Here is a 25,945-nt window from a genome sequence, read left to right on the forward strand (position 1 = left end):
CCGGACGATCGGCCCTTTCCGGGCAGCCGTGCGGCGGGATAGGGTGGATCACCGACAACGCAGCAGCAGTCACGACGAACGAGTCATTCGGGAGGCGCATGGCAGCAGTGGTGGGAGTGGTGGTCAGTGACGATCCGGCCGAGCGCCGGGTGCCGGTGGTGCCAGACGTGGCCCGCAGACTGGCCGGGCTGGGCGCAGCGGTCGTGATGCAGCGTGGTGCGGCGGCCCGTGCGCCCTTCGCGGAAGATGCCTACCCGGACGTGACGTGGGTGGATTCGGCGGCCGAGGTGCTGGCCTGCGCCGACCTGATGTGGACGCTGGGGCCGCCACCAGACGAGGTGCTGGCCCGGCTGCGGCCCGGGAGCGTGCTGCTGGGGCTGCTCCAGCCGTACGGCAGTGCGGCGCGGGTGCAGGCCCTGACCGACCGGGGAATCACAGCCTTCGCCATGGAGCTGCTGCCGCGGATCTCACGGGCCCAGGCGATGGACGTGCTGTCGTCGCAGGGGGCGGCCAGCGGGTACCAGGGGGCCCTGATCGCGGCGTCGCTGGCCCCGAAGTTCTTCCCGATGCTCACCTACGCGGCCGGCACCATCCGGCCGGCGCGGGCGCTGGTGGTGGGGGCCGGTGTGGCTGGCCTCCAGGCGATTGCCACGGCGCGGCGCCTGGGGGCGGTCGTGTCGGCCTACGACGTGCGGCCCGAGACCCGGGAACAGATCGAGTCGCTGGGCGCGAGGTTCGTCGATACCGGCGTGAGCGCGGCCGGCACCGGCGGCTATGCCCGTGAACTGACCGAGGGCGAGGTCGCCGCCCAGGCGCAGAAGCTCGCGCGGGCGGTGGCCGACAGCGATGTGGTGATCACGACGGCGGCCATTCCCGGCCGCCGCGCTCCGGTGATCGTCACGGGGGCCATGCTCGCGGGCATGGCCCCCGGCTCGGTGGTGGTGGATCTCGCGGCCGAGACCGGCGGCAACGTCGAGGGCACCGTGGCCGATCAGGAGGTCGTGCTGGGCGGCGTGCGCGTGGTCGGCCCCACCCACGTGCCGTCGCGGATGCCGGTGCACACCTCCGAGATGTATGCGAAGAACCTGCTGAACTTCATCGCTCCGGCCCTGGCCGGCGGCGCGCTGAATCTCGACTGGAACGACGAGGTCATCGCCGGCACGGCGCTCACGCACGCGGGGCGGGTCGTTCATGACCGCGTCCGCCAGACCCTGAACCTGACCTGATCTCCCTGGAGGACACCGGAATGGATCTGTTCTACCTGTACATCTTCATGCTGGCCGCCATCACCGGCTACGAGGTGATCGCGCGGGTGCCGGTGATCCTGCACACGCCGCTGATGTCCGGCTCGAACTTCGTGCACGGCGTGGTGCTGGTCGGTGCTATGGTCGCGCTGGGGCACGCCGTCACCCCCCTGGAACAGACCATCGGCTTCGTTGCGGTGCTGCTGGGCGCGGCGAACGCGGCAGGCGGCTACGTGGTCACCGAGCGGATGCTGGCGATGTTCCGCAGCGACCGGCCTACAGCCTCCGCCATGCCGGATGCGGAACGCGTGAAGTAGGCATGCAGACCTTCATCGACCTGACGTATGTCGTGGTGGCGGCGCTGTTCATCCTGGGTCTGCGCGCCATGGCGTCGCCGGCCACGGCGCGGCGCGGCATCGTGTGGGCGGGTGTGGGCATGGTGCTCGCGACCGTCGTAACGGTTCTGAGCCCTGGCCTGCGCAACATCGGCCTGATGCTGCTGGCGATCCTGCTGGGCGGCGGCGCGGCGTGGTACCTGGGCCGGGTCGTGAAGATGACCGACATGCCGCAGATGGTCGCCGTGTACAACGGCATGGGCGGCGGTGCGGCGGCGGCGATTGCCGCCCTGGAATTCGCGCGCGGCGAGATCACCGGAGCGCTGCCCGCGACCCTGGCCGTGCTGGGCTCGCTGATCGGCTCAGTGGCCTTCAGCGGCTCGGTGGTCGCCTTCCTGAAGCTGCAGGGCGTTGTGAAGCGCGCGTGGCGGCTACCGGCCCAGAATACGGTGAACGCCGTGCTGGCCGCCATCGTGGTGCTGCTGGGGATAGTGACGGTCGCGGCAGGCGCGTCGGGTACCGTGCTGGTGCCGTTCTTCGTGCTGGCGCTGGTGCTCGGGGTGGTGCTCACCGTGCCCATCGGCGGGGCCGACATGCCGGTCGTGATCTCGCTGCTGAATGCCTTCACGGGCCTGGCGGTGGGGTTCGAGGGCTACGTGCTGGGCATCCCGGCGCTGATCATCGCGGGGATCGTGGTCGGCGCGTCGGGCACCCTGCTCACGCAGCTGATGGCGCGGGCCATGAACCGCCCGATCCGCAACATCATCTTCACGCCCATGACCGGCGAGGCGCTGGCCGGCGGGAGCGGCGTGGCAGGCACCATGCGCGAACTCAGCGCCCTGGACGCCGCCGCGACCATGCGCTACGCCCAGCGCGTGATCATCGTGCCCGGCTACGGCATGGCGGTCGCCGGTGCCCAGCACAAGGTGCAGGAGATGGCGAGGCTGCTGGAAGACGCCGGCGTGGACGTGCGGTTTGCCATCCACCCGGTCGCGGGCCGCATGCCGGGCCACATGAACGTGCTGCTGGCCGAGGCCGGCGTGCCCTACGAGAAGATCTTCGACCTGGAGGAGATCAACGCCGATTTCCCCCTGACCGATGTGGCCCTGGTGATCGGCGCCAACGACGTGGTGAACCCGGTGGCGCGGCACGACAGGAGCAGTCCCATCTACGGCATGCCGATCCTGGATGCCGACCGCGCCGCGCAGGTCATCGTGGTCAAACGCGGCCGGGGCGCCGGCTACAGCGGCATCGAGAACGAGCTGTTCTACCAGGAGAACACCAGCATGCTGTATGGCAGCGCGCAGCAGGTCATCGCGGACGTGGTCACCACACTCAAGACGATGGGGTGATCCTGCCGGGGCCGACGTGCCGGGCGGACACGTCCCGGCAGCCATCCTGACAGAACTCTGACACGACGATTCCAGCACCAGCACGGTTCTTTTGGACGCACGGGGGTCACAGCGCACCGCATTGTGACTTGAATGTGACTTTGGCCGGAAATGCCGGCTGTGTCGCCGAATTCCCCCGTAATCCCCCCCAGGGGGGGATCGGTCGTTCCCACGTGGTGGTCACGGGACAGTCACACACCTGCCGGAGACTCAGTGTGTAGAACTTCACGGTTCCCCCGATCGGAGAACCAGCCGCACTTTCCGGAGGCCACCCCCATGACCACACGCACCCGACCCCTTAGCCTCATGTCCCTGGCCGTCATGGCCATGGCGATCACTGCCTGCGGCACCACGCCGCAGGTCGCAGACACGCCGGTGCCGGTGGGTGCGGGTGCGGGCGACAAGCTGGTGACCCTCCGGGTCGGCCCTGGCGTGAGCAGCGCCGGCCTGACCTCGACCCTGCCCGGCGCACAGGTGCTGGTGCTCGACCATGCCACCAGCCGCGCCGTCGTCGCGGTGCCGGCCGCCACCGCCCGCACCCTGTCGAGCAGCAGCCTGAAGACCCAGGGGCTGGGCCAGCTGGACGCCGGCGTCCTGGCGGTCGAGGACGACGCAGTCATGAAGGTGCTGAATGCCGAGGATCCCGAAGCGGAGGCCCTGGGCCTGACGACGTGGGCCGGCGGCCTGACCACGTGGGCGGGCGGCCTGACCACGTGGGCCGGCGGTGCGCTGACGTGGGCCGGTGGAGCCAGCTTCCTGAACAGCGCCGATCTGGCCAGCGCCTCCGCATACTGGAACGCGCTGGGGATCTCTGACGGACAGCGGCGGATTCCCGAACTGGGGGCCGGCGTCCGGGTCGCGGTGCTGGATACGGGCATCGACCTGAATCACCCGCTGCTCCGCGACCGCGTCGACACCGTGAACGACTGGGACTTCGTGGCCAGTGACGCCACGCCTCAGGAGGAAAATCCGACTGGAGCCATGAAGTACGGTCACGGCACAGCCGTCGCCGGCGTGATCCTCCAGATCGCTCCCCAGGCGACCCTCCAGTCGTACCGGGTCCTGAACCCCATGGGCGCCGGCCGGATCTCCGTGGTCACCTCGGCTGTGAACAAGGCCGTCGCCAACGGCGCACAGATCATCAACATGTCGCTGGGCGCGACGAGCAACTCGGTCGCCCTGAACACGGCGATCGCTGCAGCACTTGCCAAGGGCGTGCTGGTCGTCAACTCCAGCGGCAACGCCGGCACGCAGGGCATCGTGTACCCCGGCGCCGCCCTGGGCACCACGCAGCTTCCCCTGAACAGCGGGCTGATCTCGGTGGGCAGCGTCGACCTGACCCTGAAGAAGTCCGCGTTCAGTCAGTACGCCAAGAACATGACCATGACCGCGCCCGGCGAGCTGGTGCTCACCACCTTCCCCGACAGCCGCCTCGTGAAGGCCAGCGGCACGTCCTTCGCCGCGCCGGCCGTGACCGGCGCCCTGGCCCTGGCGATGTCCGCCGGCGTCACCAGCAGCGTGGTGGCCTCCGCCGTGCAGACGAGTGCCAAGCCGAACCTCGACACCATCTACAACCCCGAACTGGGGGCCGGCACGCTGAACGTCAGTGCGCTCGCCGCGAAGTTCCGCTGAGGCCTTCATGCAGACCATCCACGTAGAGCGTCCCGTCCGGCCCCAGCCCACTCTGTCCGTGCCGTCCTCCTCGACCGAGCGTCCTGACCTCCTCCGTGCCGGCAGCCGTGGCATCTGGAAGGACACCCGCACCAAACCCCTGGCCGCCTGAGTCGCGCCAGCACAGATTTCAACAGCGCCCCGCCGGAGTCCGGCGGGGCGCTGCCGTGCCGGAGTGGTCTACGCTGGGCGGGATGCCCTCCCGTGTGCTGCTGATCCCGCCCGACACCCGCCCCCCGACCCTGGAGCTGCCCGCCGCGCTGGCACGCATGACCGGCACAGACGTGGCGGTGCCACCCCCGGCGGCGCTGCCGGACTTCCACACCCCCGGCGACACCGGTCTCCTGGGCCGCTGGCTGGAGGCCGAGGCCCCCATGGCGGACGTGCTGGTCGTGTGTCTGGAGACCCTGTGTCTGGGCGGCATGATCCCCGCCCGGCGCGTCTCCGACCGCCTGGACACGGCGCTGGGACGACTGGAGGTGCTGCGCCGCATCCGGGATGTCCATCCGAGCATACAGATCCTGGCCTTCGGCGTGATCGTGCGGGTGGCCCACGACAACGATCCTCACGAGGAAAAGCCGTATTACGGCCAGTGGGGCCGGGAGCTGCGGGCCTACTCGACGGCCTTCGACCGCCACGCCCGGCACGGCGAGGGGGAACGCAGCGCCCTGGACGCAGCGCACGCGGCGATTCCGGCCGACATCCTGGCAGACTGGCTGGCCACGCGGGAGCGCAACCGGACCCTGCACCTGCGGGCACTGGAACTGCTGCACGCCGGCGTCCTGAACCACCTGTGCATCACCCTGGACGACACGAGCGAGTACGGTCTGGCCGCCCACGACCGCCGGCTGCTGGAGGCCCGCGCCGACGCCCTGGGCGTGTGGGAACACCTGGACATCTACCCCGGCGCGGACGAGGTGCCGTGTGCCCTGATCGCCCGGGCACTACACCCCGCGCCGGCACGGGTGTGGGTGCGCTACAGCGGTCTGGACGGCGCGCGCACGGGCATGGCCTACGAGGATCGCCCGGCCGGCGAACTCGTCCGGGCCCACCTGCGGGCCGCCGGCTGCGTGCTGGCCGACACCCCCGCCGAGGCGGAGTTCGTCCTGGCGGTCAACACGCCGGGGGTGCGGCAGGCACACCGGCAGCCGGACTACGCCACCGTGGACACCGCACACCGGCACCTGCCCGCGTTTGTCGACGCGCTGCGCGACGACCTGCGCGCCGGCCGCACGGTCAGCGTGGCCGACATCGCGTATCCGAACGGCGCGGAGTGGCGACTGTGGACACTCATGCAGACGCTGCCGCTGGCGCAGCTGGCCGGCTACAGCGCGTGGAACACGGCGGGCAACACGCTGGGCAGCGCCATCGCCTTCGGGAAGCTGGCGGCGGCGGTCACCGACCGATCGGCCCACACCGGAGCGCTGTTCGCCCGCATGGTCGACGACGCGCTGTACCAGGGCCAGACCCGGGCCGAGGTGCGGGGGCGGCTCGTGGCACCCAGTCCCTTCGACCTGGGCGACCAGCGGGCAGCGGCCGAGGCGCACCTGCGCGAGCTGATCACGCCGCGCATCCGGGCGCTGTGGGACACGCACTTCGCCGGCACCGGCCTGCCGCTGGAGGTGGGCCGCGCCCATCTGGCGTGGCCGCGCCTGTTCACGGGCGTCTTCCCGCTGACCGTCGGGGGCCGCGCATGAGCGGGGCCCTGCTGTCGCTGGACATCGGCGGCACCTCCATGCGGGCGGCGCTGGTCGAGGACGGCCGGATCACCGCGCGGGTGCAGGCGGCGACCCCGAAGCCCTCCACGCCGGACGCCGTGATCCCGACTGCCCTGGCGCTGGCCGCCCCGCTGGCCGCGCACGCAGCCGCGGTGGGCGTGGCGTGCGCGGGTGCCGTCGCGCAGGGGCGGGTCACGGCGACCGCCACGCACACCTTCCCCGGCTGGATCGACGTGCCCCTGGCCGAGCGTGTGGAGCACGGGCTGACCCTGCCGTGCCGCGCCCTGAACGACGCCCGCGCCGCCGCATGGGGCGAGGCCCAGGTCGGGGCGGGCCGCGACACCCCGGACTTCATGTTCGTGACGGTCAGCACCGGGGTGGGGGCCGGGCTGATCCTGGGCGGGCGCCTGCATCTGGCCGGCAACGGCCTGGACGCCGAACTGGGCTTCGTGAGCGTGCCCGCCGTGTGGACCCCCGGCGTGGCGGTGCCGCTCCTGGGCGACCTGGGGCCGCTGGAGTTCGAATCGAGCGGCACGGCGCTGGGCAGGCAGGCCACGGCTCTGGGGTTCGCGGACGCCCGCGCCCTGTGCGACGCAGCCGAATCCGGCGACGTGGGCGCAGCGGCGATCTATGCCCGGTCAGCCGCCATGATCGCGTGGAAGTGTGCCGATGTGGCCGCCCTGCTGGGCATCACGCGGGTGGCGCTGGGGGGCAGTGTGGGCCTGCGCGGCGGCTATCTGGAACGGGTGCGGACGGCCCTGACCCATTTTCCGGAACGCTACCGGCCCGAGGTCGTTCATGCGCAGCTCGGTGGCGACGCCGGCCTGATCGGGGCGGCGCTGTGGGCCGGCAGGAGCCCCTGACCTACGGTGTGGGCGAGCGGCGGCCGACGATCCAGCCGTCCTCGACCGTGGCGAACGGGGAGTGCAGCAGCGCGATCAGCGTCCGGCCCTCGTCCGGGGTGCGGGGCGTGACGAGGTGCCACCGCCCGGCGACCTGCACCTCGATCAAGGTGCCCCCCACGCCGGAATCGAGCTGAACGCGGTAATTGCCGATGGGATGGGAACCGTGCGGAACTGCCGGGACATGCATCGTGACCTCCTGGGGCCGGGCGCAGACCCTGTCCCGGGTCTGTGCCTGGAGGGTGACCGGCGATATATGACCGGGGCATGACCGCCTTACATGTGCAAAGCCGCCGGGTCGAACACGGGGTCGCCAGACCGGGAAGCACCACCGATATTTGCCGTCTGACAGCGCCTCTTCCGCCATTCCAGGCGACGTGTTACGCTCGCGCCACCACAAGGAGCGTAGCCATGACCGACACCCTGAGCGCGGGCCTGTTGCCCTTCGAACACGAGCCCTACCACCGCTTTTCCGACCCCGCCGTCGCGGACGCCCAGCGGGCCGCCTTCCATGCCGTGCGCGAGACCCATGTGGGCCGCACGTTCCCCCTGCTGATCGCCGGGCGGGAGGAGCAGGGCAGCGGCACCACCGATGTCGTGAATCCGGCCGACACACGCGAGGTCGTGTGGACGTTCCAGAACGCCACGCCGGATCAGCTGGAACGCGCCGTGCAGGCGGCCCAGACCGCGTTCGAGGACTGGCGCTTCAGCGACCCCCTGCAACGGGCGAGCATCTTCAAGCGGGCCGCCGACCTGCTGCGGGCCCGGCGACTGGAGTTCAACGCCGTCATGACCCTGGAAAACGGCAAGAACTGGGCCGAGGCCGACGGCGAGGTCGCCGAGAGCGTGGATCACTTCGAGGTCTTCGCCCGTGAGACGCTTCGCTGGGCGCAGGGCAAGCCGGTCTACCCCATGCCGGACGAGCACGTCACCATGCACTACGAACCGCTGGGCGTGATCGCGTGCATCAGCCCGTGGAACTTCCCCAGCGCGATCCCGCTGGGCATGGCGCTGGGAGCCATCGCCGCCGGGAACACCGTGCTGTGGAAACCTGCCCCCGAGACCCCGCTGTCGAGCTACCTGATGGTCGAGCTGCTGTTCCAGGCGGGTCTGCCCCGGAACGTGATCCAGTTCCTGACCGGCACCAACGACGTGCTGGGCGATCCGCTGGTCGACCATCCGGGCGTGCGCATGATCGCCTTCACGGGCAGCCGGGCCGTCGGCTGCCGGATCTACGAGCGGGCCGCCAAGGTGCAGCCGGGCCAGAAGTGGCTCAAGCGCGTGATCGCCGAGATGGGCGGGAAAGACCCCACGGTGGTCTGTGCCGACGCCGACATCGACGCTGCCGCGCTGGGCATCGTGCAAGCCGCGTTCGGCTACAGCGGCCAGAAGTGCAGTGCGTGCTCCCGCGTGATCGCGGAGGCCAGCATCCACGACGAACTGCTGGAGAAGGTCACGGCCCTGACCCGTGGCCTGAAGGGCGGCCTGCCGGAAGACAACGCCGATCTCGGGCCGGTCATCCACGAGCGCAGCGCGGCGCGGATCATGGACATGCTGGCCGCCGACCACGGCGCGGCACGGCTGGTGCTGGGCGGCGACCGGCCGGACACCGGCGGGCGCACGGGCGGCTTCGTCTCCCCCACCATCCTGGCCGATGTCGATCCCCGCGATCCGCTGTTCCAGGAGGAGATCTTCGGGCCGGTGCTCACCTTCACGCGGGCCGACTCCTGGGAGCACGCCATCGCGCTGGCGAACGACAGCGACTATGGCCTCACCGCGTCCTTCTACAGCCGCGACCCGGCGAAGATCGCGGCGGCACGGCAGCGGCTGCACGTGGGCAACCTGTACATCAACCGCAAGTGCACCGGGGCGCTGTCGGGCACACACGCCTTCGGCGGCTACGGCATGAGCGGCACGAACGCCAAGGTGGGCGGCCCGGATTACCTGTTCTGGTTCCTCCAGACCAAGACCGTCGCCCAGCGGTACTGACATGGATTCACGGCAACGACTCCAGCCACGCCCTCGCCTCGGCCTCGGAAGAGACGATGCGGATCAGCGGGTGACGGCGGTGCTCGTGAACCAGTTCGGCGAAGCGCCCGCCGTACGCGGCGGCGTCGGGGACGACCACAGCCACGGGCACACGGTAGTTCGTGAACTTCTGGAAGGTCTCGCCCGCCAGTCCGCTGCGCAGGTCGAAGAACTCGGGCGCGACGTCGTGTTCAGTCAATATCAGGCCGTCCACGCCCAGCGCCGCACCGACCACCGTGTTCACCTCGGCCCACGTGAGCACCGGCACCCTCAGGTCGCGGGCGGTGGCGATCACGCGGGGCGCACCGGAGTTCTTCATGGCTGCAGCGTACCCGGCCAGACCAGTGCGAGACTGACGGCATGACCGATCCCACCCCCGACGACCGCGCGGCCCGCGCCCAGCTGGCCTTCGCCCGCCTGCTGCCGAAACTCTTCCGGGGCGGACAGGCCTTCGTGGGCGTCGAGGCGTCCCTGAGTGGCCTGGACGGCGAGCTGGCCGCCACCCGCCCGGAGGGCCTGCCGCATTCGGTGGCTGAACTGGTCGCACACGTGAACTGGTGGAACCGCTGGATGCTCGACATCATCGAGATGGGCGAGGCGCAGCCGTACCCGAAACACGCGACCGACACGTGGCCGGAGGTCGGAGCGGCCGACTGGGGCCGTGTCCGCAACGAGTTCTATGAACTGCTGGCCCGCGTGGACACGCATGCCGCGCGGCCCGACCTGGCGAACCCCGTGAACCACGAGGAGACCATCGGGGAACTGCTGGCCGACTTCGCCCTGCATACCGCGCACCACTTCGGGCAGATCGTGACGGTGCGGCAGGCGCTGGGCGCGTGGCCCCCACCCGGCGGCGGCGACACGTGGTGAACGACCCGGCCATGCGGGCCGTCGGGAACCTGTTCCGGGGCGGCCGCGCGAACGTGTCGTGGGACGCCGCCCTGGAGGGCCTGAGCGCCGGGGACGCCGCCCGCGTGCCCGCCGGACTGCCGCATTCGGTCGCGCAGGTCGTGGCCCACGTCCAGTTCTGGCAACAGTGGCTGCTGGACGCGGCCACAGGCACCGCCCGCCCGTGGCCCGAACACGCAGCCGGAGGATGGCCCGATCCCGGCGAGTGGGACACCCTGCGCCGTGACCTGCTCGGTGCCCAGGCCAGACTGCGCGACCTCGCCCGCGACCCCGACCTCGCCTCCACATCCACGCCCCAGGGACAGCCGTGGGGCGTCATCCTCGTCAATTTCACCGGGCACGGCGTGTACCACCTGGGTCAGGTCGTCTCGATCCGGCAGGCGCTGGGCCTGTGGCCGCCCCCCGGCGGTGGGGACACGTGGTGAGCCTCCGACTGTGATCCCCGCAAGGAACTCCATGTCCAACGTCTTCTACCGCAGCACCAGATCCTACCCCACCGCCGTCCGGGCCGAGGGAATCTACATCTACGACGCCGCTGGCCGCCGCTATCTCGACGGCTCGTCCGGAGCGCTCGTGGCAAACATCGGGCACGGCCGGGACGAGGTCGCCGAGGCGATGGCGGCGCAGGCCCGCACGCTCGCCTTCGTCCACGGCTCGCAGCTCACAAGCGATGTGCTGGAGGACTATGCCACCCGCCTCGCGGCCTTCCTGGCCCTGCCTGACTTCCGGCTGTGGGCCGTGTCGGGCGGTTCCGAGGCGAGCGAGAGTGCGATCAAGCTGGCCCGGCAGTACCACGTGGAACGCGGCGAGCCGGGGCGCTACCGGGTCGTGACGCGGGTGCCCAGTTATCACGGGGCGTCGCTGGGCGCCCTGGCGGCGTCCGGCATGGGCGCACGGCGCGAGGTGTACACGCCGCTGATCCGTGAGGAGGCATGGCCCAAGCTGCCGAAACCCGATCCGTCGCTGTCCGGCGAGGATGATGCCGATCGCCTGCGAACCGTGCTGGAGGCCGTGGGGCCGGAGTCGGTCGCCGCCTTCATGTGCGAGCCGGTGGTGGGGGCGTCGGACGCGGCGCTGGCCCCGAATCCCGGCTACCACGCACGGATCGCGGCGATCTGCCGGGAGTACGGTGTGCTGTTCATCGCGGACGAGGTCATGAGCGGCATGGGCCGCTGCGGAGCACCGCTGGCCGTGCGCCTGGGCGGCGACGTGACCCCGGACATCGTGGTGCTGGGTAAGGGCCTCGCGGCGGGCTACGCACCCCTGGCCGGCGTCATGGCGAGTGCGGACGTGTACCGCACGGTCATGGACGGCAGCGGGGCCTTCAAACACGGCTTCACGTATGCCGGGCACCCGGTCAGCGTGGCGGCGGGCCTGAGCGTGCTGGACATCGTGCAGCGGGAGGGGCTGGTCGACGCGGCGCGGGAGCGGGGGGCACAGCTCCTGGCGGGCCTGCACGCTCTGAAAGACCGCCACCCACACATACTGGAGGTGCGCGGCCACGGCCTCCTGCTGGGCGTGGTGCTGGGCGATCCGGCCACCGGACAGGCCTCCCCCACGCCCGGCCTCGCGGAGCGCGTGGCGACGGCGGCGCGGGAACGCGGCCTGCTGACCTATCCCGGCACCGGCGCGGTGGACGGCGTGCGCGGCGACCACCTCCTGCTGGGGCCGCCGCTGAGCATCACACCGGACGAAGTGAAGGAGTTGCTGAACCTGCTGGACGGCGCACTGACGGACGTGCCGGGCTGAGCCACGACCTCATCCCTCAATACTCGTCCCTCAGCCCTTCGGTCGTCTCTTCTCCGCCTGCACCATCTGCGTGAACTGGAACAGCCGGGGTGCCCGGCCCCAGCGCTTGCGGTCGCCGGCCACGCGCCAGATCCACTCGACGCCCATGCGGCGCGTCCAGTCCGGCGCAAGCTGGGCGCTGCCGGCCAGCACGTCCAGCACGCCGCCGCAGCCGATCATGACGGGCACGCCCATGACCTGCCGCCAGTACTGGTTGAAGGTCTCCTGCCGCCGCGCGCCCATGGCGGTCAGCAACAGGTGCGCCCCGCTGGCGGCGACGAGTTCCGCGACCCGCTGGTCTTCCGGCAGGTCGAAATAGCCGTGGTGGGTGCCGGCCACCCCGATGCCGTAGTCGCGGGCGGCGTTCTGCGCGGCGAGTTCGGCCACGCCGGGCTTGGCTCCCAGGAAGAAGACCTTCAGGTCGCCCCGGTGGCGCTGCATCAGGCCGGTCACGAGGTCGAAGCCCGGCGCACGCGGCACCTCCTGCTGGAGCAGCTGCCGGGCGGCCCACACGATCCCGACGCCGTCGGCCGTGACCAGATCGGCGGCCTGGATGGCCTTCACGAAGTCCGGCTGGGTCTGGCACTGCACGATGAATTCCGGGTTCAGGGTGACGACCGTGTGCGGGGCGCGGGCCTCCTGGAACATCCAGGTGCCCAGCTGGCCCAGGGCCTGGTCGAGCGTGACGGGATCGAGCGGCAGGTCGAACAGCGACAGCCGCGTGGGCAGGGGCGAGACGGTCATGCTGCCGGGATTGTAATGCGTGCCGGGGCCGGCCGGGCTGCCGCGCCGCCGCCGGGCGGTGGGTGCGGCATACTGCTATGCATGTTGCCCGGAGCGTTTGGTGCTTTGCCTGCTGACGCGCAGGCGCAACTGCAGAGCGCAGGTCGGGCGGGCCGCTGGTCGCGGGGTGGACTGCTGTTCCATCCGGAGGATGCCGCGCAGACCCTGTTCATCCTCGTGCGTGGGGCCGTGCGGCTGTACCGGCTGGGCACCGGTGCCCGCGAGGTCACGCTGGATGTCCATGGGCCGGGCGAGCTGCTGGGCGTGAACAGCCTCACGCCGGGAGCGCCGTACGGCATGTATGCCGAGTCCATGGACGAGACCGAGGCGCTGATGCTGGGCCAGGACGTGCTGTCGCGTGTGCGGCAGTCGCACCCGGCGGTGGCCGTGGCGCTGGGCGAGCAGCTGACCCGCCAGACGCGCGGCGTGCAGGAGCGGCTGTCGGGACTGGTCTTTCTGGAGGTCTCGCAGCGGCTGGCGCTGGCCCTGCTGAACCTCGCCGAGCGCGAGGGAGGGTGGCCGCCGGGCGGCACGCTGGCCCTGAAAGACCGGGTCTCGCACCAGGACCTTGCGCACGTTGTGGGCAGCACCCGCGAGACGATCACGAAGCTGCTGGGCGACTTCCGCAGCCGGGGCCTGCTGGACATCGGCTACCGCCGGATCGTCCTGACCGACCGCGACGGTCTGGTACGCGCCATGCAGGAGCCGCTGCGCTGAGCGAGCCGGGGATTCCGGGGGCCGCGACTGCGGACGGTCTGGCCGGGAAATCCATGAAAAGATCGGGAGCACTGGAACCGCGTCGGCGGCTTCTGACACTGAATTGAGCTGTGCGGCCGCGTGTCCGGACAGGAAGGAATGGGATTGATGTGGCGCGGAGCGTGGCAGCGGAGTACATGGCAGGGAATCTGGGCGACTTCGTCCGCCTGACGCCGGGCGATCTGGAGGGAGCGGCGGCGGCCGGACGGCCGGACATCGACCGGGACGCGCTGGTGGGGGCGCTGCGGGCCTACCACACCGATCTGGGCACCCTGGATGCCCACGTGGAGGCGCAGCTGACCCGGCTGGCGCATCCGGCGTCGCGGGTGGTCGTCACGGGGCAGCAGGCGGGTGTCCTGACCGGCCCGGCGTACTCGGTGCACAAGGGAGCTGACGCCGCGCTGCTGGCCCGGCAGCTACACACCGACGACGCCCCCGTGGTCGCCGTGTACTGGATTGCCAGCCAGGATCACGACGCCGCCGAAGTCGCGTCCACGGCGTTGCTGGACATGTCGGAGACGCTCCACCACCTCGCCCTCGAGCTGCCGCAGGGCCGGCCGGTGGGCCGACTGCCGTGGACAGTGGAGTTCACCGCCCAGACGCTGGCCCTGCTGGACGCCTTCGACGCGCCGGCCGACTATGTGTCCGCTGTCCGGCAGCGCCTCGTGACCGCAACGACCCCCGGCGGCAGTGTCGCGGACGTGTTCGCCCGGCTGATCCACGGACTGCTGGGCCGGGCGGGCGTGCTGGTGCTCGACCCGCTGCATCCCGCGCTGGCCCGCCTGATGGCTCCGGCGCTGGCCCGCGAGCTGAATGATCCGCTGGCATCATCGGCCCGGATCGAAGCGGCGGCGGGACGGCTGGAGGCAGCGGGCTTCACACCCCAGCTGCGCCGACCGGCCGGGGCCACCAACGTCTTCATCGAGGAGGACGACGGCCAGCGCCGCCTGCTGCGTATGGACGGCCGCACCCTGCGCACTGACACCCGCGACTACCCGCTGCCCGACCTGCTGGCCCTGCTGGACGCCGACCCCACCCGCGTGACCCCGGCGGCGGGCCTGCGCCCCATCGTGCAGGACACGCTGCTGCCCACGCTGGCCTTCGTGGTCGGGCCGGGCGAGATCGCCTACGGGGCACAGCTCACAGACGTCTATCCCCTGCACGGCCTGCAGCAGCCGCTGCTGTGGCCCCGCCTGAGCGTAACGTGGCTGGAGCCGAATGTCGCGCGGCTGCTCACGCGCCTGGACGCCACCGCCGCGCAGGTGCAGGCCGACCCGGACGGCGTGCTGGGGCGCTCGCTGGCGCGGGAGCGGGGAGCCGCCGCGCTGGCCCGTGACCGGCTGGCCAGCCTGGAGGCGCAGTTCACCGAGATCGCCCGCGAGATCGCCGACCTCGATCCCACCCTGACCGGGGCCGCCGAGCGCACCCTGACGCGCACCCTGCCCCGGCTGGAACGCCTCCAGACCCTCGCCGTGCGCGCCCTGGCCCGCCAGGAGGACGACCGCAGCGGCCAGCTGACCCGCCTGAACGCCCACCTGCTGCCTGACGGTGAGCCGCAGGAACGCCACATGAATTTCCTGACCTATCTGCTCAAGCACGGCCAGACGCCGCTGGACATGCTGCTGGCGCTGGAACCGGGCTGGCGGGGTGATCTGACGATTCCGTGACGGGCCGGGAGCGCAGAACGAGTAGTCCAGCTCCCCGCCCCTGAATCCCGCCGCTCACCCCTTCGGGATATCCACGTCGAACAGCGCCCGCACGAACTCCTGGCTGTCGAAGGGCTGGAGATCGCCGGGCTGCTCGCCCACTCCGATGAACTTGATCGGCACGCCCAGTTCCCGGACGATCGGCACCAGGATGCCGCCCTTGGCGGTGCCGTCGAGTTTGGTGACGACCACGCCGGTCAGCGGGGTGCTCTCGTGGAACTTCTTGGCCTGCTGCAGACCATTCTGTCCGGTCACGGCGTCCAGCACCAGCCACACCTCGGTCGGCTCGCCCGGATCGGCCTTGTCGATCACGCGGCGAACCTTCTTCAGTTCTTCCATCAGGTTGTGCTTGGTGTGCAGCCGGCCGGCGGTGTCCACGAACAGCAGATCGGTGCCGCGTGACGCGCGGGCGGTGGCGGCGTCGAAGGCCACGGCGGCCGGGTCACCGCCGTCCTGCCCCTGCACGACCGGCACGCCCAGCCGGTCGCCCCACTCGCCCAGCTGGGCCCCGGCGGCGGCGCGGAAGGTGTCGCCGGCGGCGAACATCACGCTCTTGCCGCGCGTCATGTAGTACTGGCCCAGCTTGGCGATCGTGGTGGTCTTGCCCACGCCATTCACGCCGATGACCATGACCACGTGCCCCTTCGGATCGACCGTCTTGCGGCGGGCATCCGGCGCGAAGCCCAGCTTGCGGAACTCGGCGCGGCGGGCGTCGGGTTCCAGTTGCAGGGTCAGGGCGTCCATCAGGGCGTCCTGGAGGTTCCGGCCCTCGCTGCGGCGCACGTCGTCCAGGATCTCCTCGGTGGCGGCCCGGCCCACGTCGGCGGCGATCAGGGCGTATTCCAGATCCTCGATGGTGTCCAGGCGGTTCGTGACAACGTCCCGGACGTCCTGGCCCAGGAAGCCGGCAGTGTCGTTGATCTGCTTGCGGGTCTTGCTCAGGCCGTCGCGCAGGCGTTCGAGCCAGCTCACGCGCGGGCCGCCGGGAACACATGAAGGGAGGTGGTGGCGATCATATCCCTCACCATAGCGTCCGACCGGGCGGGCAACGGTGGCATCACGTCGCCAGCAGCACGTCAGGTCGACGGAGTCTCGCGCAGCAGGATCAGCTTGAGCGTGCTCAGCCGCTGCCGCCCCAGCACGCCTCTGGCCAGCACCCGCTCTCCCTGCGCGAGCACTGGCACGTCGTCGCCGTGGCGGGCCCGCAGCGCCGGGTCGCTGTCCACATCGACCGGGGTGTAGCGGAACTCCAGGGCGGTCAGGTGGGCCTCGGCCAGCTCGCACAGGTGGCAGCCGGCACGGGTGTACAGCGTCAGGACAGGAAGCGCCATGCCCCGCAGGCTACGCCGGGATGCGCTGCGCGGTGGGCTCGCGGGTCAGCACGGACATCGCCAGCACCGGAGCGTACATGTCGGTCTGGGTAATCAGGTCGCCCACGTTGCTGAAGGTGCGCAGCACCTGCCCCCCCTGCCGCACGGCGAAGATCTGCCCCTCGGGCGCGACCTCGATCAGCCACGGCGCGTCGGAGGGCTCGCCCACCAGGGTGTCCAGGGCAAAGGTCGCGCCGGGCGTGCCGTCGGCCTCGATCTTGCGGAGCTTGCGGGCCACGCCGTCCACGATGTACACCGCGCCGTACTGGTCGATCCCCAGGCCGTCGAGCTGGCGCAGGGCCTCGCTGGTGCGGTCGAGCCGGAAGGCGTAGCGGCTCACGTACTCGCCCTGGGCGCTGAAGCGCTGCACCTCGTTGTTGCCGGTATCCAGCACGTAGATATGACCGTCGGGCGACGCGACGATCGAGCGGGGCTTCTCGAAGCGGCCCATGCCCTGGCCCCGGCCCCCGAACTGCCGCACGTAACGCCCCTGCTGGTCGTACACGACCACGTGGTGGGCCTCGGCATCGAGCACGAAGACGTGGTTCTGGGTGACCGCCAGATCGACCGGCTGCAGCAGTTCACCCGCCGACAGCCCATACGCCCCGAAGCTGACGAGTTCGCGGCCGTCCGGGCTGAGCTTGCGGATCAGGCCGCCGCTCTTGCCCTGGCGGTACTCGGCCATGGTGACGTACAGGTTGCCGTCCGGATCGCCGGCGACGGCGTTGGGCGCGGTGGGCAGGCTGCTGGCCCCGCTGCCCTGATCCTTGAGACTCTGGCGCAGCTTGCCGCGCACGTCGAGCAGCCGCAGCGTCCCGCGCTTTTCCCCCACCGACAGGGCCAGCGCGACCGGGTCGTCGAAGACCTCGTCGGTCATGACGCCGGCGTCGATCCGGGCGATCACGTCGTCCAGGGTGGGCCGCTGGGCGGGATCCTTCTCGATCATGTGCAGCACGAGGTCGTTGAGTTTGCCCGGCACCTCCAGGCGCACCTGTTTTGGCGGCTTGGGCGACTCGAACACCTGCTGGTGCACGACGGCCTCGTAGGAGCCCCGGAAGGCGGTCTGGCCGGTGACCATCTCGTAGGCGAGCAGTCCCAGCGAGTACACGTCGCTGCGGGCGTCCACGCGGTTGCCCTTGGCCTGCTCGGGAGCCATGTAGATCGGGGTGCCGACCCGCGCCCCGGTCATCGTCAGGCGGGTCAGCACCTTGCCGACCGCGATCCCGAAATCCATGAGTTTCACGCCGCCCTCGCGCAGCTGGCCGTCCACGAAGGCGTTTTTCAGCACCATCACGTTGGCGGGCTTGATGTCGCGGTGCACGACGTTCTGCATGTGGATGTGGCGCAGCGCGTCGGCCAGGGCACGGATGACCTGCACGCTCTCGCTGAAGGTCAGGGTGCGCTTCTCCAGTTCACCTTCCAGGCTGTCGCCGTCAAGGAACTCCATGGCGATGTAGTGCTCCGGGGTCTGCATCCGGTAGTCGTAGACCCGCACGATGTTCGGATGACTGAAGCGCTTGAGCACCTCGGCCTCGCGGTAGAAGCGTTTGACGAACTTGGCGTCGGCCAGGTACTTCTCCTGCGGCACCTTCAGCGCCACGATCCGGCCGTCCTGGCGGCGCTTGGCCCGGTACACGCTGCCCATGCCGCCGATGCCGATCCGGTCGAGCACCTCGTAGTCCTGAAAGCGCAGATCCGCGACGGTCTGCGTGATGGTCGTCCGGCGCGACGGTGGCGAGGGCGGCGCGGTGCGCTGGATCCGCACCGGCCTGGGCGTCGGTCGGGAACGGCGCATGGACTGCGCGGCGCGGCCCAGCAGGAAGGGGGCGCTCGCCACCACGACGGCCGCGACGGCCAGGAAGCCCTGGAGCCGGCCGATCCCCGAGAGCGTGAACTGGCCCTTGCCGGCCCCGAGCGGCTGGTGCAGGGTGACGGCCGCCAGCAGGCCCAGGATCGCCAGCACCGCGACCGCGCTGATGATGGTCAGCACGCGCTCGGAGGCCCTCACGAACAGCAGCAGGCCCACGACGAACAGCGCCGTGAGCAGCAGCGGCGTCACGATGCTCTCCGTACCGCTGGGATGGACGTGCCGGACAACGCGCTCATTGCCTCAAGTTATACCCGCCGCCCCTTGCGGAGAACTTACAACCGGCCTCCAGCGACGGGCGTCGCCCCCAACCGGTCAGGTGGTCGTGGGGGGCGCGGCGCGGCATACTGGACGTCCATGAGGCGCCGCACCGACCGCCACCTGACCCCGCCGGACGCGGCGGTGTGCCGGCTCCGGCGCGCCGGAGGCCCGTCATGAGCCGCTGGATGGAACTCCTCGAGCTGTACGAATACAAGGTCGCGGATCTGGTCGAGGGTCGCGTCCCACGCGGTGGGAAACGGTCCCTGCTCAACCTGCGCAGCGACCTGCTGGGCAGGGAACTCGAGCCGGCACTGCAGCGCCGGCTGATCGAGGCCGACCGGCAGTTCCGGGCGTTCACCAGAACTGGACAGGCACCCCAGACCGGCACGACCGTGCTGCAGCGGGCCATTCCGCAGGCGGCGTGGCAGGCCCCGATCACTGCCCGGCCCGAAGAGGCGCTGGCCTGGGAGGAGTTGCAGCGCCTGGCATGGCACGACCGCGTGGTGGGGGAACTGCGCGGGTGGATCACCGAGTGGTCGAAGGAACTGAATCTCCTGAGCCTGCGGGTGCTGTATGCCATGGCCGAGAACGCCGAGCGCCTGCTCCACGCCGGGCGGGAACGGCTGGCGGTGCCGGTTTCGAACGATCCGCTGGTCAGTCTGCTCGACCGGTCGGTGCAGGAGGAGCTGGCGCAGGCCGTCTCGGGTCTGCTCGTCAGCCGGGACGGCGAGGCGCGGCTGCGGGCCGCCCTGTCCGAGATTCATGAGGCCCCCTTCCCCAGACACCCGGACGAGGATGTGCTGGCTGCCCGGATCGACGCGATCAGCCGGGAACGGCGCACCCCCGAGGAACGCGACGCGCTGATCCGGGCCCTGCGTGAGACCTACCCGCTGCCGCGCGATCCCCGGGAGCGGCCGGCCATCCGGGAGACGGTGCGCGCGCTCGTGGCCAAGTTCGAGCCGCTGCTGTCCGGGGGGCCGTCCACGACCATGGGCACGGTACCGCACCACAGCGTGCTGTATGCCCAGCAGCCCGAGCTGTCGCTGGGGGCCCCGGACGACGCTGCCGACGAACTGGTGGTGTATCTGCCGGGTGGTCAGGCGACCCGCTGGCGCGCTGTCGACTGGCGCTGGCAGTTCATCGGCGCCCAGTGGCAGCTGCTGGCAGACTCGCAGGTGGCCCTGCTTCGGCCGGCAGAACCTGCCGAGTCGCGCCGTGTCCAGCTCACGACGCCGTCCGGCACCTTCCGGGTGTTTCTGAGCGGCGACTTCGCCCTGCTCCGGGCCGACGTGTCGCCCCAGGAGGAACTGGGGCGCCGGATGGCGACCGGGCGTGCCGTGGCGCTGCTGCTCGAACCGGCGGGTGCCTACGCGTCCCTGCGCCTGGCCCGGGCGACAGCGCAGTGGCTCCGGGACGGTCGGGTGGATGCCGACACCCTGGGGGCACACAGCGCTGAGCGGTACCGAGTCGCGTCGCAGGAGGCGCTGCTGTCCTTCGCGCGCAAGGGGATCTCCACCCTGCTCACCCGGCTGGACACCATGTCGGCCAGCGACCTCGCGCAGTCGGTGCACGACGCCAGCCGGAGCATCGGGCTGGGAGCGGCCCTGGCGGCCCGCCTGACCGAACGGCTGCACGTGGCGTTGCACCGACCCGAGACGCTGCCGCCGCCCATGACGTCCTCCCAGCTCGACCTCCCGCTGGACGGTCAGCCGATCAGCCTCCACCTGCATGACGAGCCCCTGACCCTGCTGATCGGCGGCCGGGCGCTGACCCTGCGCCAGGACTTCCAGGGCCGGCTGGCCGCCGTGCTGCCGGGGTTCGCGGCCCAGTACCTGCAGGATCTGCTGGTGTTGCGGCTCCAGGACATGAGCGTGGTGCTGGCCCGCCACGGGCGGTGGCTGGCGGTGGCCGCCGAGCTGGACACCACGGTGCCGCAGGATCCGGACGCCGCGCCTCCCCTGATGGCAGACGGCTGACGTCGCCCTGATCACCACGTGACCGGCCCCGCACGATCCTCATGTCTGCCTCATGAGCAGGTGGGGGCGGGCCGGTAGGGTTGACGACAAGATGACCCGCTCTTCCCTGATCCCGCTGCTGTGCGCCGCCGTGCTGGGCACGTCGGCCGCTGCGGTGCCCGTGAAACTGGCGAACCTTCCCCTGTCGGTGGAGCCCAATGCCCGCCTGCTGACCCTCAGCGGCGAGGGGATCCGGACGGCCTTCCCCGCTGCAGCCGGGCGTCCGGACGCCGTGTTCATGACCGAGGATCGCAAGGTCAGCATGGCCTTCGAATGGCGGACGAGCAAGCTGGCCGTGAACGAGATCGAGAAACTCGTCGCGCAGTTTCCCTCGGTGATCCGCGCCCAGGTGCCGAACATCAAGACCCTGAAAGCCGGAGTGGTTCAGGTCGGCCGGACGCCCTGGGCCCAATTCGTGTTCACGACACCCCCCAGCGCGTCCCAGGGCGATGACCTGCGCCGGGAACTGATGGTGACCAGCCTGGGTGGCCGGATGCTGGTGCTGACCATCGCCGGGAATCAGAAGGACTACTCCCGGAACGAGACGGTCATCCGTACCCTCACCAACTCGATCCTGCTGAACTGACGGCACCGGCTGGCGAGACGGTGGCCCCGGCCGCCGTGACGGCCGCGTGTGGGACGCCGCAGCGGCATCACTCCATGACGCGGGCGACCCGGCGCCGCTCTCGTCGGTACCGCTGCAGCGGCACCGGGTCGATGTGTATGGCCCGGCACGCCCGGCCGCCGGGCGCCCGTCTCCGCGCTGTTCACGGGGCGGCGTCCAGCCGGTCGCCATGGTGTGTCGAACCGATTCGTGGAACAATGAACGGAGTGAGACCGTGCAGGAACTAAGGGATATCCCTGGGCTCGGCGCCCTGGAACCGCTCAGCGAGCACGGTGGCGTGCGGTGCGCCCTGGCCATGTGGGAAGGCCGCACGGTGTTCGTCAAGACCCTGACGGTCGACTATCCCGACGCCATCGTGCGCTTCCAGCACGAGGGGCGGGTGGCGGCGTCGCTGAACCACCCGCTGGTGGTCTCCCCCCTGGCGGCCACGACCCGCCAGCTGGTCTTTCCCTTCATCGAGGGCGGCACCCTGCGCGAGTGTCTGGACCGTGGCCCCCTGACCCCCGCACACGCGATCGAGGTCGCGCTGGGCATCCTGAACGCGGTGGACTACCTGCATGCACAGGGCGTCACGCACCACGACGTGAAGCCGGAGAACATCCTGCTGTTCCGGGGCCAAGCGGGGTTCTGGAACGTGCGGCTGATCGACTTCGGCATGAGCCATTCCAGGGCGCTGCCGCTGGATATCCACAGCGGCACGCGCATGGGAACGCCGCATTTCATGGCCCCCGAGCAGTTCCGGGGCATCCGTGGCGATCCCCGGAGCGACCTGTATTCGGTGGGCGTGCTGCTGTTCGACTGCCTCGCCGGGCACCCGCCCTTCGAGGACGCGCTGGGCTGGCTGGCCGGCCTGCACGATGTCCTGGCTCCGCTGCCCGGCCCGGAGGTGCTGCACCCGCTGCTGCTCCGCGCCATGCACCGCGATCCGCGCCAGCGGCCGGACAGCGCCGAGGCGATGACACGGGAGTTGTGCCGGGCCCGTCATACCCTGGGCTTTCTCCCGGTCGAGCCGTCGGGCGGCCACGCTCCGCCGTGCCCCTGATCGTCTTTTCCGGCCCGCGCTTCCTGGCCGAGGAAACCCTGCGCCGCACGCTGACCGGTCGCGGCCTGCACGTGCGCGACCTGCCGTGGCTGGCGGGCGAGGAGGTGAGCGCCGCGGAGCTGATTCCGCACCTGTCGCCGGGCCTGTTCGGCGACGGCGGGGTGGTCGTGGATCTGGCCGGCGCCAAGCCCGACAAGGCGCTGCTGGAACTGCTCGCGGGCGCAGCCGTGACCGTGGCGGTGCTCGACGAGTCACCGGCCGCCACCCGCCTGAAGGTGTACGAGAGCCGTGGCGAGGTGATTCCCACCCCCGGCCCCGCCCGGCCGGGCGACGTGACCGGCTGGATCCTGGCCCGTGCGAAGACCATGAAGCTGGCCCTGGGCCGGGATGCCGCCGTCTATCTGGCCGACGTGTTTGGCCTGGATCTGGCCGGGATCGCGGGCGAACTGACCAAGCTGGAACTGCTGGACGGTTCCCTTACCCGTGAGCGTGTGGCGGCGGTCGTGGGGCGTGAGCCGCCCGGTGACAGCTTCGCCATGCTGGGCGCGGCGACTGCCGGACGGCCCGCCGAGGCGGTCATGCAGCTGCGCCGCCTGATGGCCTCCGGCGAGGATCCCTTCCGGCTGCTGGGGGCCGTGGTGTGGCAGTACTCGCTGGTCGCCCGCTGCGTGGCGCTGACCCTGCAGGAGGGCCGTGTGAACGAGACGGCGGCCGCGCAGCGCCTGGGAGTCAAACCCTACCCGGCCAAGAAGGCCCTGGAGGTCGCCCGTCGGCTGAACGAGCCGAAGATCCGTGTCCACCTGGAGCGGATTCTCGATGCCGATCTGGCGATGAAGCGCGGGCTGGATCCGGCCGTGACCCTCGAACGCCTGATCGTGCAGCTCAGCCTGTAACACGGACGGGGGTGCGCACGGCAGGCCCTGGGTTTATACTCGGTTCAAAACAATGCGGCCGGTGGCCCTGCCCCGTGCCCCCAAGGAGTGCCCCATGGAGTTCAGCCTGTCCGACGAGCAACGCCAGCTGCAGCAGCTGGCCCGCGACTTCACCCGCAGGGAGATCATCCCGGTCGCCAGCGAGTACGACCAGAAGGAGGAGCTGCCGTGGCAGGTCGTGGAGAAGGCCTTCGAGGTCGGGCTGCTGAACGTCGGCATTCCCGACCACGCGGGCGGCCTGGGCCTGGGCATGCTCGACGAGTGCCTGATCGGCGAGGAGCTCGCCTACGGCTGCATGGGCATCTATACGATCCTGATGGCCTCGGAGCTGGGCATCACGCCTCTGCTCGTCGGCGCGACCCAGGAACAGCAGCAGCGCTTCCTGACGCCACTGACGGAGAAGCCCAGTCTCGCGGCGTTCGCCCTGAGCGAGCCGAACAACGGCTCGGACGCCGCCGCCATGCACACGACCGCGGTGCTTGACGGCGACGAGTGGGTCATCAACGGCACCAAGATGTGGATCAGCAACGGCGGCGTGGCCGAACTGACCGTGGTCTTCGCGACCACGGATCGGCAGGGCGGGCACCGCGCGACCGTCGCCCTGGTCGTGCCCAGGGACACACCGGGGTTCTCGTACAACAAGATCAAGCACAAGATGGGCCAGCGCGCGTCGCTGACCAGCGAGCTCGTGTTCGAGAACGTCCGCGTGCCGAAAGAGAACCAGCTCGGGGGCCTCGGGGACGGCTTCAAGATCGCCATGAAGACCCTCGACAAGACCCGCATTCCCGTGGCGGCCGGCTCGGTGGGCATCGCGCGGCGGGCCCTGGACGAGAGCGTGAAGTACGCCAAGGAGCGCGCTGCGTTCGGAAAGCCCATCGCGGACTTCCAGGCGATCCAGTTCAAGCTCGCGGAGATGGCCATGGGCATCGAGACGGGCCGCCTGATGTACCAGAAGGCCGCGTGGCTCGTCGACCAGGGCCAGCCGCACGGCTTCGAGAGCGCCATCGCCAAGGCGTACTGCAGCGAGATGGCCTTCGACGCCGCGAACGAGGCGATCCAGGTGCACGGCGGCTACGGCTACGTGGGCGAGTACCCGGTCGAAAAGCTGCTGCGCGACAGCAAGCTGAACACCATCTACGAGGGCACCAACGAGATCCAGCGCGTGATCATCAGCCGCACCCTGCTGAAGTAGGCGGCCCATGCATGGCGGTCACCCCCGGCCCCCACACGCCGGGGATGACCGCCATGCATCCGCAGCACTGCGGCTCGCGCTAGGGCAGTGTGCCGTCTCGTTGCCACGAAGCGTTGCCAATCTTGGAGACCCATTTCGTCCAGGTCTGGCCGGTCGACGTGTCGAGGACAAACACGTGGCATGACGTGTCGGTGCATCCCATCGAGATGGAGTAGCGCCCGGTCGCCGGCACCGCGCCCTGGGCCCGGACACGCATCACCTCGGCGGTGCCCAGTCCGATCAAGAAACACGCCACCCCCACGCCTGCCCGCATCCATCGTCCCATCGTGACCTCCTCCACACCACCACGCCGCTCGTCGTGACCGGATCCAGGCGTACGGCCTGACCGCAGGCAGACGGCGCGCCCAGACCTGCGGCCGACTCCAGATGTGCCAGTCATCCCGGCACACGTCATCGTGAGTCCGCGCCGTCTGGCCCGTCAACCCACACCAGACACCACAGTCCGGCGCGGTGCACAGCAGGTTGTCCCGCCGCGCTGCCGCAGCGCCTTGCCGACGCCCATCGTCTGTCCTGCCAGCCACCGGCGTCCCTCCGGACGGGCGGACGGTTCGGCGAGATCGCCTCAGCCGATCCGGGTGCTCAGCACTCCGATACCCTCGACCTCCACCTCGACGGTGTCGCCACTCTGGAGCGGGCCGACACCCTCGGGAGTGCCGGTGAGCACCACGTCGCCGGGTTCCAGGGTCACGAAGCGGGTCACGTAGGCCAGGATGGCCGGCACGTCGAAGATCATGTGGGCGGTGCGGCCATCCTGCTTGGTCTCGCCGTTCACGCGGGTCATCACGCGCACGTCGGCCGGGTCGAACTCGGTCTCCAGCCACGGCCCCAGCGGGCAGAAGCGGTCGGCCGCCTTGGCCCGGAACCACTGCAGGTCGGTCTTCTGGCGGTCGCGCGCGGTGAGATCCAGACCACAGGTGTACCCGGCCACATGAGCCAGGGCCGTGTCGGGCGTGACGTGCCGCGCCCGCGTGCCGATCACCAGGGCCAGCTCGCCCTCGAAGTGGAAGTTCTCAGTCCAGTCCGGGCGATCCACGGTACCGCCGGGCTCGGCCAGGGTGTTCGGCCCCTTGAGGAAGATGCCCGGTTCCTTGGGCAGGTCGCCCGTGTCGTTGCCCAGCTCGCGGATGTGATCCAGGTAATTGCGGCCCACGCACACGATCTTGCTGGGCTCGGCCGGGGCGAGCAGGGCCGTGGCGTCCAGCGGCACGGTCTCCCCCGTCGTCTGACCACCCAGACCGGTCAGGAGGTGGACGGTCTGGTCGTCGAGCTGGCCCCACCGGGCCGCGCCCTCATGCTGGATCCGGACAATACGCATGCCGGTGAGCATACCGTCCAGCACCGCGGCGCCCA

At 70.6% G+C, this 25,945-nt stretch carries 24 protein-coding genes; 17 read left to right on the forward strand and 7 right to left on the reverse strand.

Translation table 11 applies throughout. From position 1 onward, the window contains the following. Nucleotides 1–98: 98 nt before the first annotated feature. From U2P90_RS13290 to U2P90_RS13315, 6 genes are all read left to right on the forward strand, one after another. The gene (locus U2P90_RS13290) at nt 99–1,226 is read left to right on the forward strand and encodes an NAD(P) transhydrogenase subunit alpha (protein WP_322472501.1); all 1,128 of its coding nucleotides are present in this window, start codon (nt 99–101) and stop codon (nt 1,224–1,226) included. A gap of 20 nt (nt 1,227–1,246) precedes the next feature. Continuing rightward, the gene (locus U2P90_RS13295; protein WP_322472502.1) at nt 1,247–1,561 is read left to right on the forward strand and encodes an NAD(P) transhydrogenase subunit alpha; all 315 of its coding nucleotides are present in this window, start codon (nt 1,247–1,249) and stop codon (nt 1,559–1,561) included. 2 nt (nt 1,562–1,563) lie between these two features. Next, on the forward strand, nt 1,564–2,931 hold the full coding sequence (locus U2P90_RS13300) for an NAD(P)(+) transhydrogenase (Re/Si-specific) subunit beta (protein WP_322472503.1): 1,368 nt from the start codon (nt 1,564–1,566) through the stop codon (nt 2,929–2,931). A 315-nt stretch (nt 2,932–3,246) separates the two neighbouring features. Then, complete coding sequence (locus U2P90_RS13305; protein WP_322472504.1) at nt 3,247–4,602, forward strand: S8 family serine peptidase; 1,356 nt, start codon at nt 3,247–3,249, stop codon at nt 4,600–4,602. A gap of 233 nt (nt 4,603–4,835) precedes the next feature. Then, entirely contained in the window at nt 4,836–6,338 is a 1,503-nt protein-coding gene (locus U2P90_RS13310) for a DUF4127 family protein (protein ID WP_322472505.1), read from the forward strand. After that, a complete protein-coding gene (locus tag U2P90_RS13315; RefSeq protein ID WP_322472506.1) occupies nt 6,335–7,222 on the forward strand; it encodes an ROK family protein in 888 nt (295 codons plus the stop codon). The genes U2P90_RS13310 and U2P90_RS13315 overlap by 4 nt, the downstream gene beginning before the upstream one ends. A gap of 1 nt (nt 7,223) precedes the next feature. Here U2P90_RS13315 and U2P90_RS13320 read toward each other — a convergent pair whose 3' ends face one another. Further along, nucleotides 7,224–7,451 carry a hypothetical protein gene (locus U2P90_RS13320; RefSeq protein WP_295820613.1) on the reverse strand — a complete coding sequence of 76 codons (228 nt, stop codon included), beginning with the start codon at nt 7,449–7,451 and terminating at the stop codon, nt 7,224–7,226. A gap of 221 nt (nt 7,452–7,672) precedes the next feature. On the opposite strand from U2P90_RS13320, the gene U2P90_RS13325 reads away from it, so the two are divergent. Continuing rightward, nucleotides 7,673–9,250, forward strand: a complete 1,578-nt coding sequence (locus tag U2P90_RS13325; RefSeq protein WP_322472507.1) for an L-glutamate gamma-semialdehyde dehydrogenase — start codon at nt 7,673–7,675, stop codon at nt 9,248–9,250. A gap of 7 nt (nt 9,251–9,257) precedes the next feature. On the opposite strand, the gene U2P90_RS13330 is transcribed toward U2P90_RS13325, so the two are convergent. Beyond that, nucleotides 9,258–9,608, reverse strand: coding sequence for a DUF4180 domain-containing protein (locus U2P90_RS13330; RefSeq protein WP_322472508.1), 351 nt, complete (start codon nt 9,606–9,608; stop codon nt 9,258–9,260). Nucleotides 9,609–9,649: 41 nt separating this feature from the next. Between U2P90_RS13330 and U2P90_RS13335 the strand changes: the two genes are divergently transcribed. From U2P90_RS13335 to U2P90_RS13345, 3 genes are read left to right on the forward strand one after another with little or no spacing between them, the layout of a single operon-like run. Next, entirely contained in the window at nt 9,650–10,159 is a 510-nt protein-coding gene (locus U2P90_RS13335; protein WP_322472509.1) for a DinB family protein, read from the forward strand. Then, nucleotides 10,153–10,623, forward strand: a complete 471-nt coding sequence (locus U2P90_RS13340) for a DinB family protein (RefSeq protein WP_322472510.1) — start codon at nt 10,153–10,155, stop codon at nt 10,621–10,623. Before U2P90_RS13335 ends, U2P90_RS13340 begins: the two co-directional genes overlap by 7 nt. A 31-nt stretch (nt 10,624–10,654) precedes the next feature. Beyond that, nucleotides 10,655–11,947, forward strand: coding sequence for an aspartate aminotransferase family protein (locus tag U2P90_RS13345; protein ID WP_322472511.1), 1,293 nt, complete (start codon nt 10,655–10,657; stop codon nt 11,945–11,947). Nucleotides 11,948–11,977: 30 nt separating this feature from the next. Here the strand turns inward: U2P90_RS13345 and U2P90_RS13350 are convergent, their stop codons facing one another. Continuing rightward, a complete protein-coding gene (locus tag U2P90_RS13350; RefSeq protein WP_295820628.1) occupies nt 11,978–12,730 on the reverse strand; it encodes a WecB/TagA/CpsF family glycosyltransferase in 753 nt (250 codons plus the stop codon). An 81-nt stretch (nt 12,731–12,811) separates the two neighbouring features. Between U2P90_RS13350 and U2P90_RS13355 the strand changes: the two genes are divergently transcribed. Both U2P90_RS13355 and bshC read left to right on the forward strand, forming a co-directional pair. Then, entirely contained in the window at nt 12,812–13,486 is a 675-nt protein-coding gene (locus tag U2P90_RS13355; RefSeq protein WP_322472512.1) for a Crp/Fnr family transcriptional regulator, read from the forward strand. A gap of 176 nt (nt 13,487–13,662) precedes the next feature. Further along, nucleotides 13,663–15,192, forward strand: a complete 1,530-nt coding sequence (gene bshC, locus U2P90_RS13360; RefSeq protein ID WP_322472513.1) for a bacillithiol biosynthesis cysteine-adding enzyme BshC — start codon at nt 13,663–13,665, stop codon at nt 15,190–15,192. Nucleotides 15,193–15,246: 54 nt separating this feature from the next. Here bshC and ftsY read toward each other — a convergent pair whose 3' ends face one another. From ftsY to U2P90_RS13375, 3 genes are all read right to left on the reverse strand, one after another. Continuing rightward, nucleotides 15,247–16,203: a signal recognition particle-docking protein FtsY gene (gene ftsY, locus U2P90_RS13365; RefSeq protein ID WP_322472514.1), complete on the reverse strand. Its 957-nt coding sequence runs from the start codon at nt 16,201–16,203 to the stop codon at nt 15,247–15,249. 104 nt (nt 16,204–16,307) lie between these two features. Then, the gene (locus U2P90_RS13370) at nt 16,308–16,562 is read right to left on the reverse strand and encodes a glutaredoxin family protein (RefSeq protein WP_295819708.1); all 255 of its coding nucleotides are present in this window, start codon (nt 16,560–16,562) and stop codon (nt 16,308–16,310) included. Between the two features lie 10 nt (nt 16,563–16,572). Continuing rightward, the gene (locus U2P90_RS13375) at nt 16,573–18,660 is read right to left on the reverse strand and encodes a protein kinase domain-containing protein (RefSeq protein ID WP_322472515.1); all 2,088 of its coding nucleotides are present in this window, start codon (nt 18,658–18,660) and stop codon (nt 16,573–16,575) included. 242 nt (nt 18,661–18,902) lie between these two features. Here U2P90_RS13375 and U2P90_RS13380 point away from each other — a divergent pair, with 242 nt between their 5' ends. From U2P90_RS13380 to U2P90_RS13400, 5 genes are all read left to right on the forward strand, one after another. Then, nucleotides 18,903–20,705 (forward strand): hypothetical protein, encoded by a 1,803-nt coding sequence (locus U2P90_RS13380; protein WP_322472516.1) that lies wholly within the window; start codon nt 18,903–18,905, stop codon nt 20,703–20,705. 91 nt (nt 20,706–20,796) lie between these two features. Beyond that, nucleotides 20,797–21,330, forward strand: a complete 534-nt coding sequence (locus tag U2P90_RS13385) for a hypothetical protein (RefSeq protein WP_295819700.1) — start codon at nt 20,797–20,799, stop codon at nt 21,328–21,330. Nucleotides 21,331–21,646: 316 nt separating this feature from the next. Next, a complete protein-coding gene (locus U2P90_RS13390) occupies nt 21,647–22,411 on the forward strand; it encodes a serine/threonine-protein kinase (RefSeq protein WP_295819698.1) in 765 nt (254 codons plus the stop codon). Continuing rightward, the gene (holA, locus tag U2P90_RS13395; protein WP_295819697.1) at nt 22,402–23,304 is read left to right on the forward strand and encodes a DNA polymerase III subunit delta; all 903 of its coding nucleotides are present in this window, start codon (nt 22,402–22,404) and stop codon (nt 23,302–23,304) included. The genes U2P90_RS13390 and holA overlap by 10 nt, the downstream gene beginning before the upstream one ends. Before the next feature lie 94 nt (nt 23,305–23,398). Then, nucleotides 23,399–24,535 carry an acyl-CoA dehydrogenase family protein gene (locus tag U2P90_RS13400; protein ID WP_322474704.1) on the forward strand — a complete coding sequence of 379 codons (1,137 nt, stop codon included), beginning with the start codon at nt 23,399–23,401 and terminating at the stop codon, nt 24,533–24,535. Nucleotides 24,536–25,157: 622 nt separating this feature from the next. Here the strand turns inward: U2P90_RS13400 and U2P90_RS13405 are convergent. Further along, a complete protein-coding gene (locus U2P90_RS13405; protein ID WP_322472517.1) occupies nt 25,158–25,910 on the reverse strand; it encodes a fumarylacetoacetate hydrolase family protein in 753 nt (250 codons plus the stop codon). Between the last annotated feature and the right edge of the window lie 35 nt (nt 25,911–25,945).

Origin of the sequence: Deinococcus sp. AB2017081 (assembly GCF_034440735.1) — a bacterium.
Lineage (GTDB): Bacteria > Deinococcota > Deinococci > Deinococcales > Deinococcaceae > Deinococcus > Deinococcus rufus.

Coding starts and splice junctions, on each gene's coding strand:
- U2P90_RS13290 (WP_322472501.1), top strand. CDS start 99: ATGGCAGCAGTGGTGGGAGTGGTGGTCAGTGACGATCCGGCCGAGCGC.
- U2P90_RS13295 (WP_322472502.1), top strand. CDS start 1,247: ATGGATCTGTTCTACCTGTACATCTTCATGCTGGCCGCCATCACCGGC.
- U2P90_RS13300 (WP_322472503.1), top strand. CDS start 1,564: ATGCAGACCTTCATCGACCTGACGTATGTCGTGGTGGCGGCGCTGTTC.
- U2P90_RS13305 (WP_322472504.1), top strand. CDS start 3,247: ATGACCACACGCACCCGACCCCTTAGCCTCATGTCCCTGGCCGTCATG.
- U2P90_RS13310 (WP_322472505.1), top strand. CDS start 4,836: ATGCCCTCCCGTGTGCTGCTGATCCCGCCCGACACCCGCCCCCCGACC.
- U2P90_RS13315 (WP_322472506.1), top strand. CDS start 6,335: ATGAGCGGGGCCCTGCTGTCGCTGGACATCGGCGGCACCTCCATGCGG.
- U2P90_RS13320 (WP_295820613.1), bottom strand. CDS start 7,451: ATGCATGTCCCGGCAGTTCCGCACGGTTCCCATCCCATCGGCAATTAC.
- U2P90_RS13325 (WP_322472507.1), top strand. CDS start 7,673: ATGACCGACACCCTGAGCGCGGGCCTGTTGCCCTTCGAACACGAGCCC.
- U2P90_RS13330 (WP_322472508.1), bottom strand. CDS start 9,608: ATGAAGAACTCCGGTGCGCCCCGCGTGATCGCCACCGCCCGCGACCTG.
- U2P90_RS13335 (WP_322472509.1), top strand. CDS start 9,650: ATGACCGATCCCACCCCCGACGACCGCGCGGCCCGCGCCCAGCTGGCC.
- U2P90_RS13345 (WP_322472511.1), top strand. CDS start 10,655: ATGTCCAACGTCTTCTACCGCAGCACCAGATCCTACCCCACCGCCGTC.
- U2P90_RS13350 (WP_295820628.1), bottom strand. CDS start 12,730: ATGACCGTCTCGCCCCTGCCCACGCGGCTGTCGCTGTTCGACCTGCCG.
- U2P90_RS13355 (WP_322472512.1), top strand. CDS start 12,812: ATGTTGCCCGGAGCGTTTGGTGCTTTGCCTGCTGACGCGCAGGCGCAA.
- bshC (WP_322472513.1), top strand. CDS start 13,663: ATGGCAGGGAATCTGGGCGACTTCGTCCGCCTGACGCCGGGCGATCTG.
- U2P90_RS13370 (WP_295819708.1), bottom strand. CDS start 16,562: ATGGCGCTTCCTGTCCTGACGCTGTACACCCGTGCCGGCTGCCACCTG.
- U2P90_RS13380 (WP_322472516.1), top strand. CDS start 18,903: ATGAGCCGCTGGATGGAACTCCTCGAGCTGTACGAATACAAGGTCGCG.
- U2P90_RS13385 (WP_295819700.1), top strand. CDS start 20,797: ATGACCCGCTCTTCCCTGATCCCGCTGCTGTGCGCCGCCGTGCTGGGC.
- U2P90_RS13400 (WP_322474704.1), top strand. CDS start 23,399: ATGGAGTTCAGCCTGTCCGACGAGCAACGCCAGCTGCAGCAGCTGGCC.
- U2P90_RS13405 (WP_322472517.1), bottom strand. CDS start 25,910: ATGCGTATTGTCCGGATCCAGCATGAGGGCGCGGCCCGGTGGGGCCAG.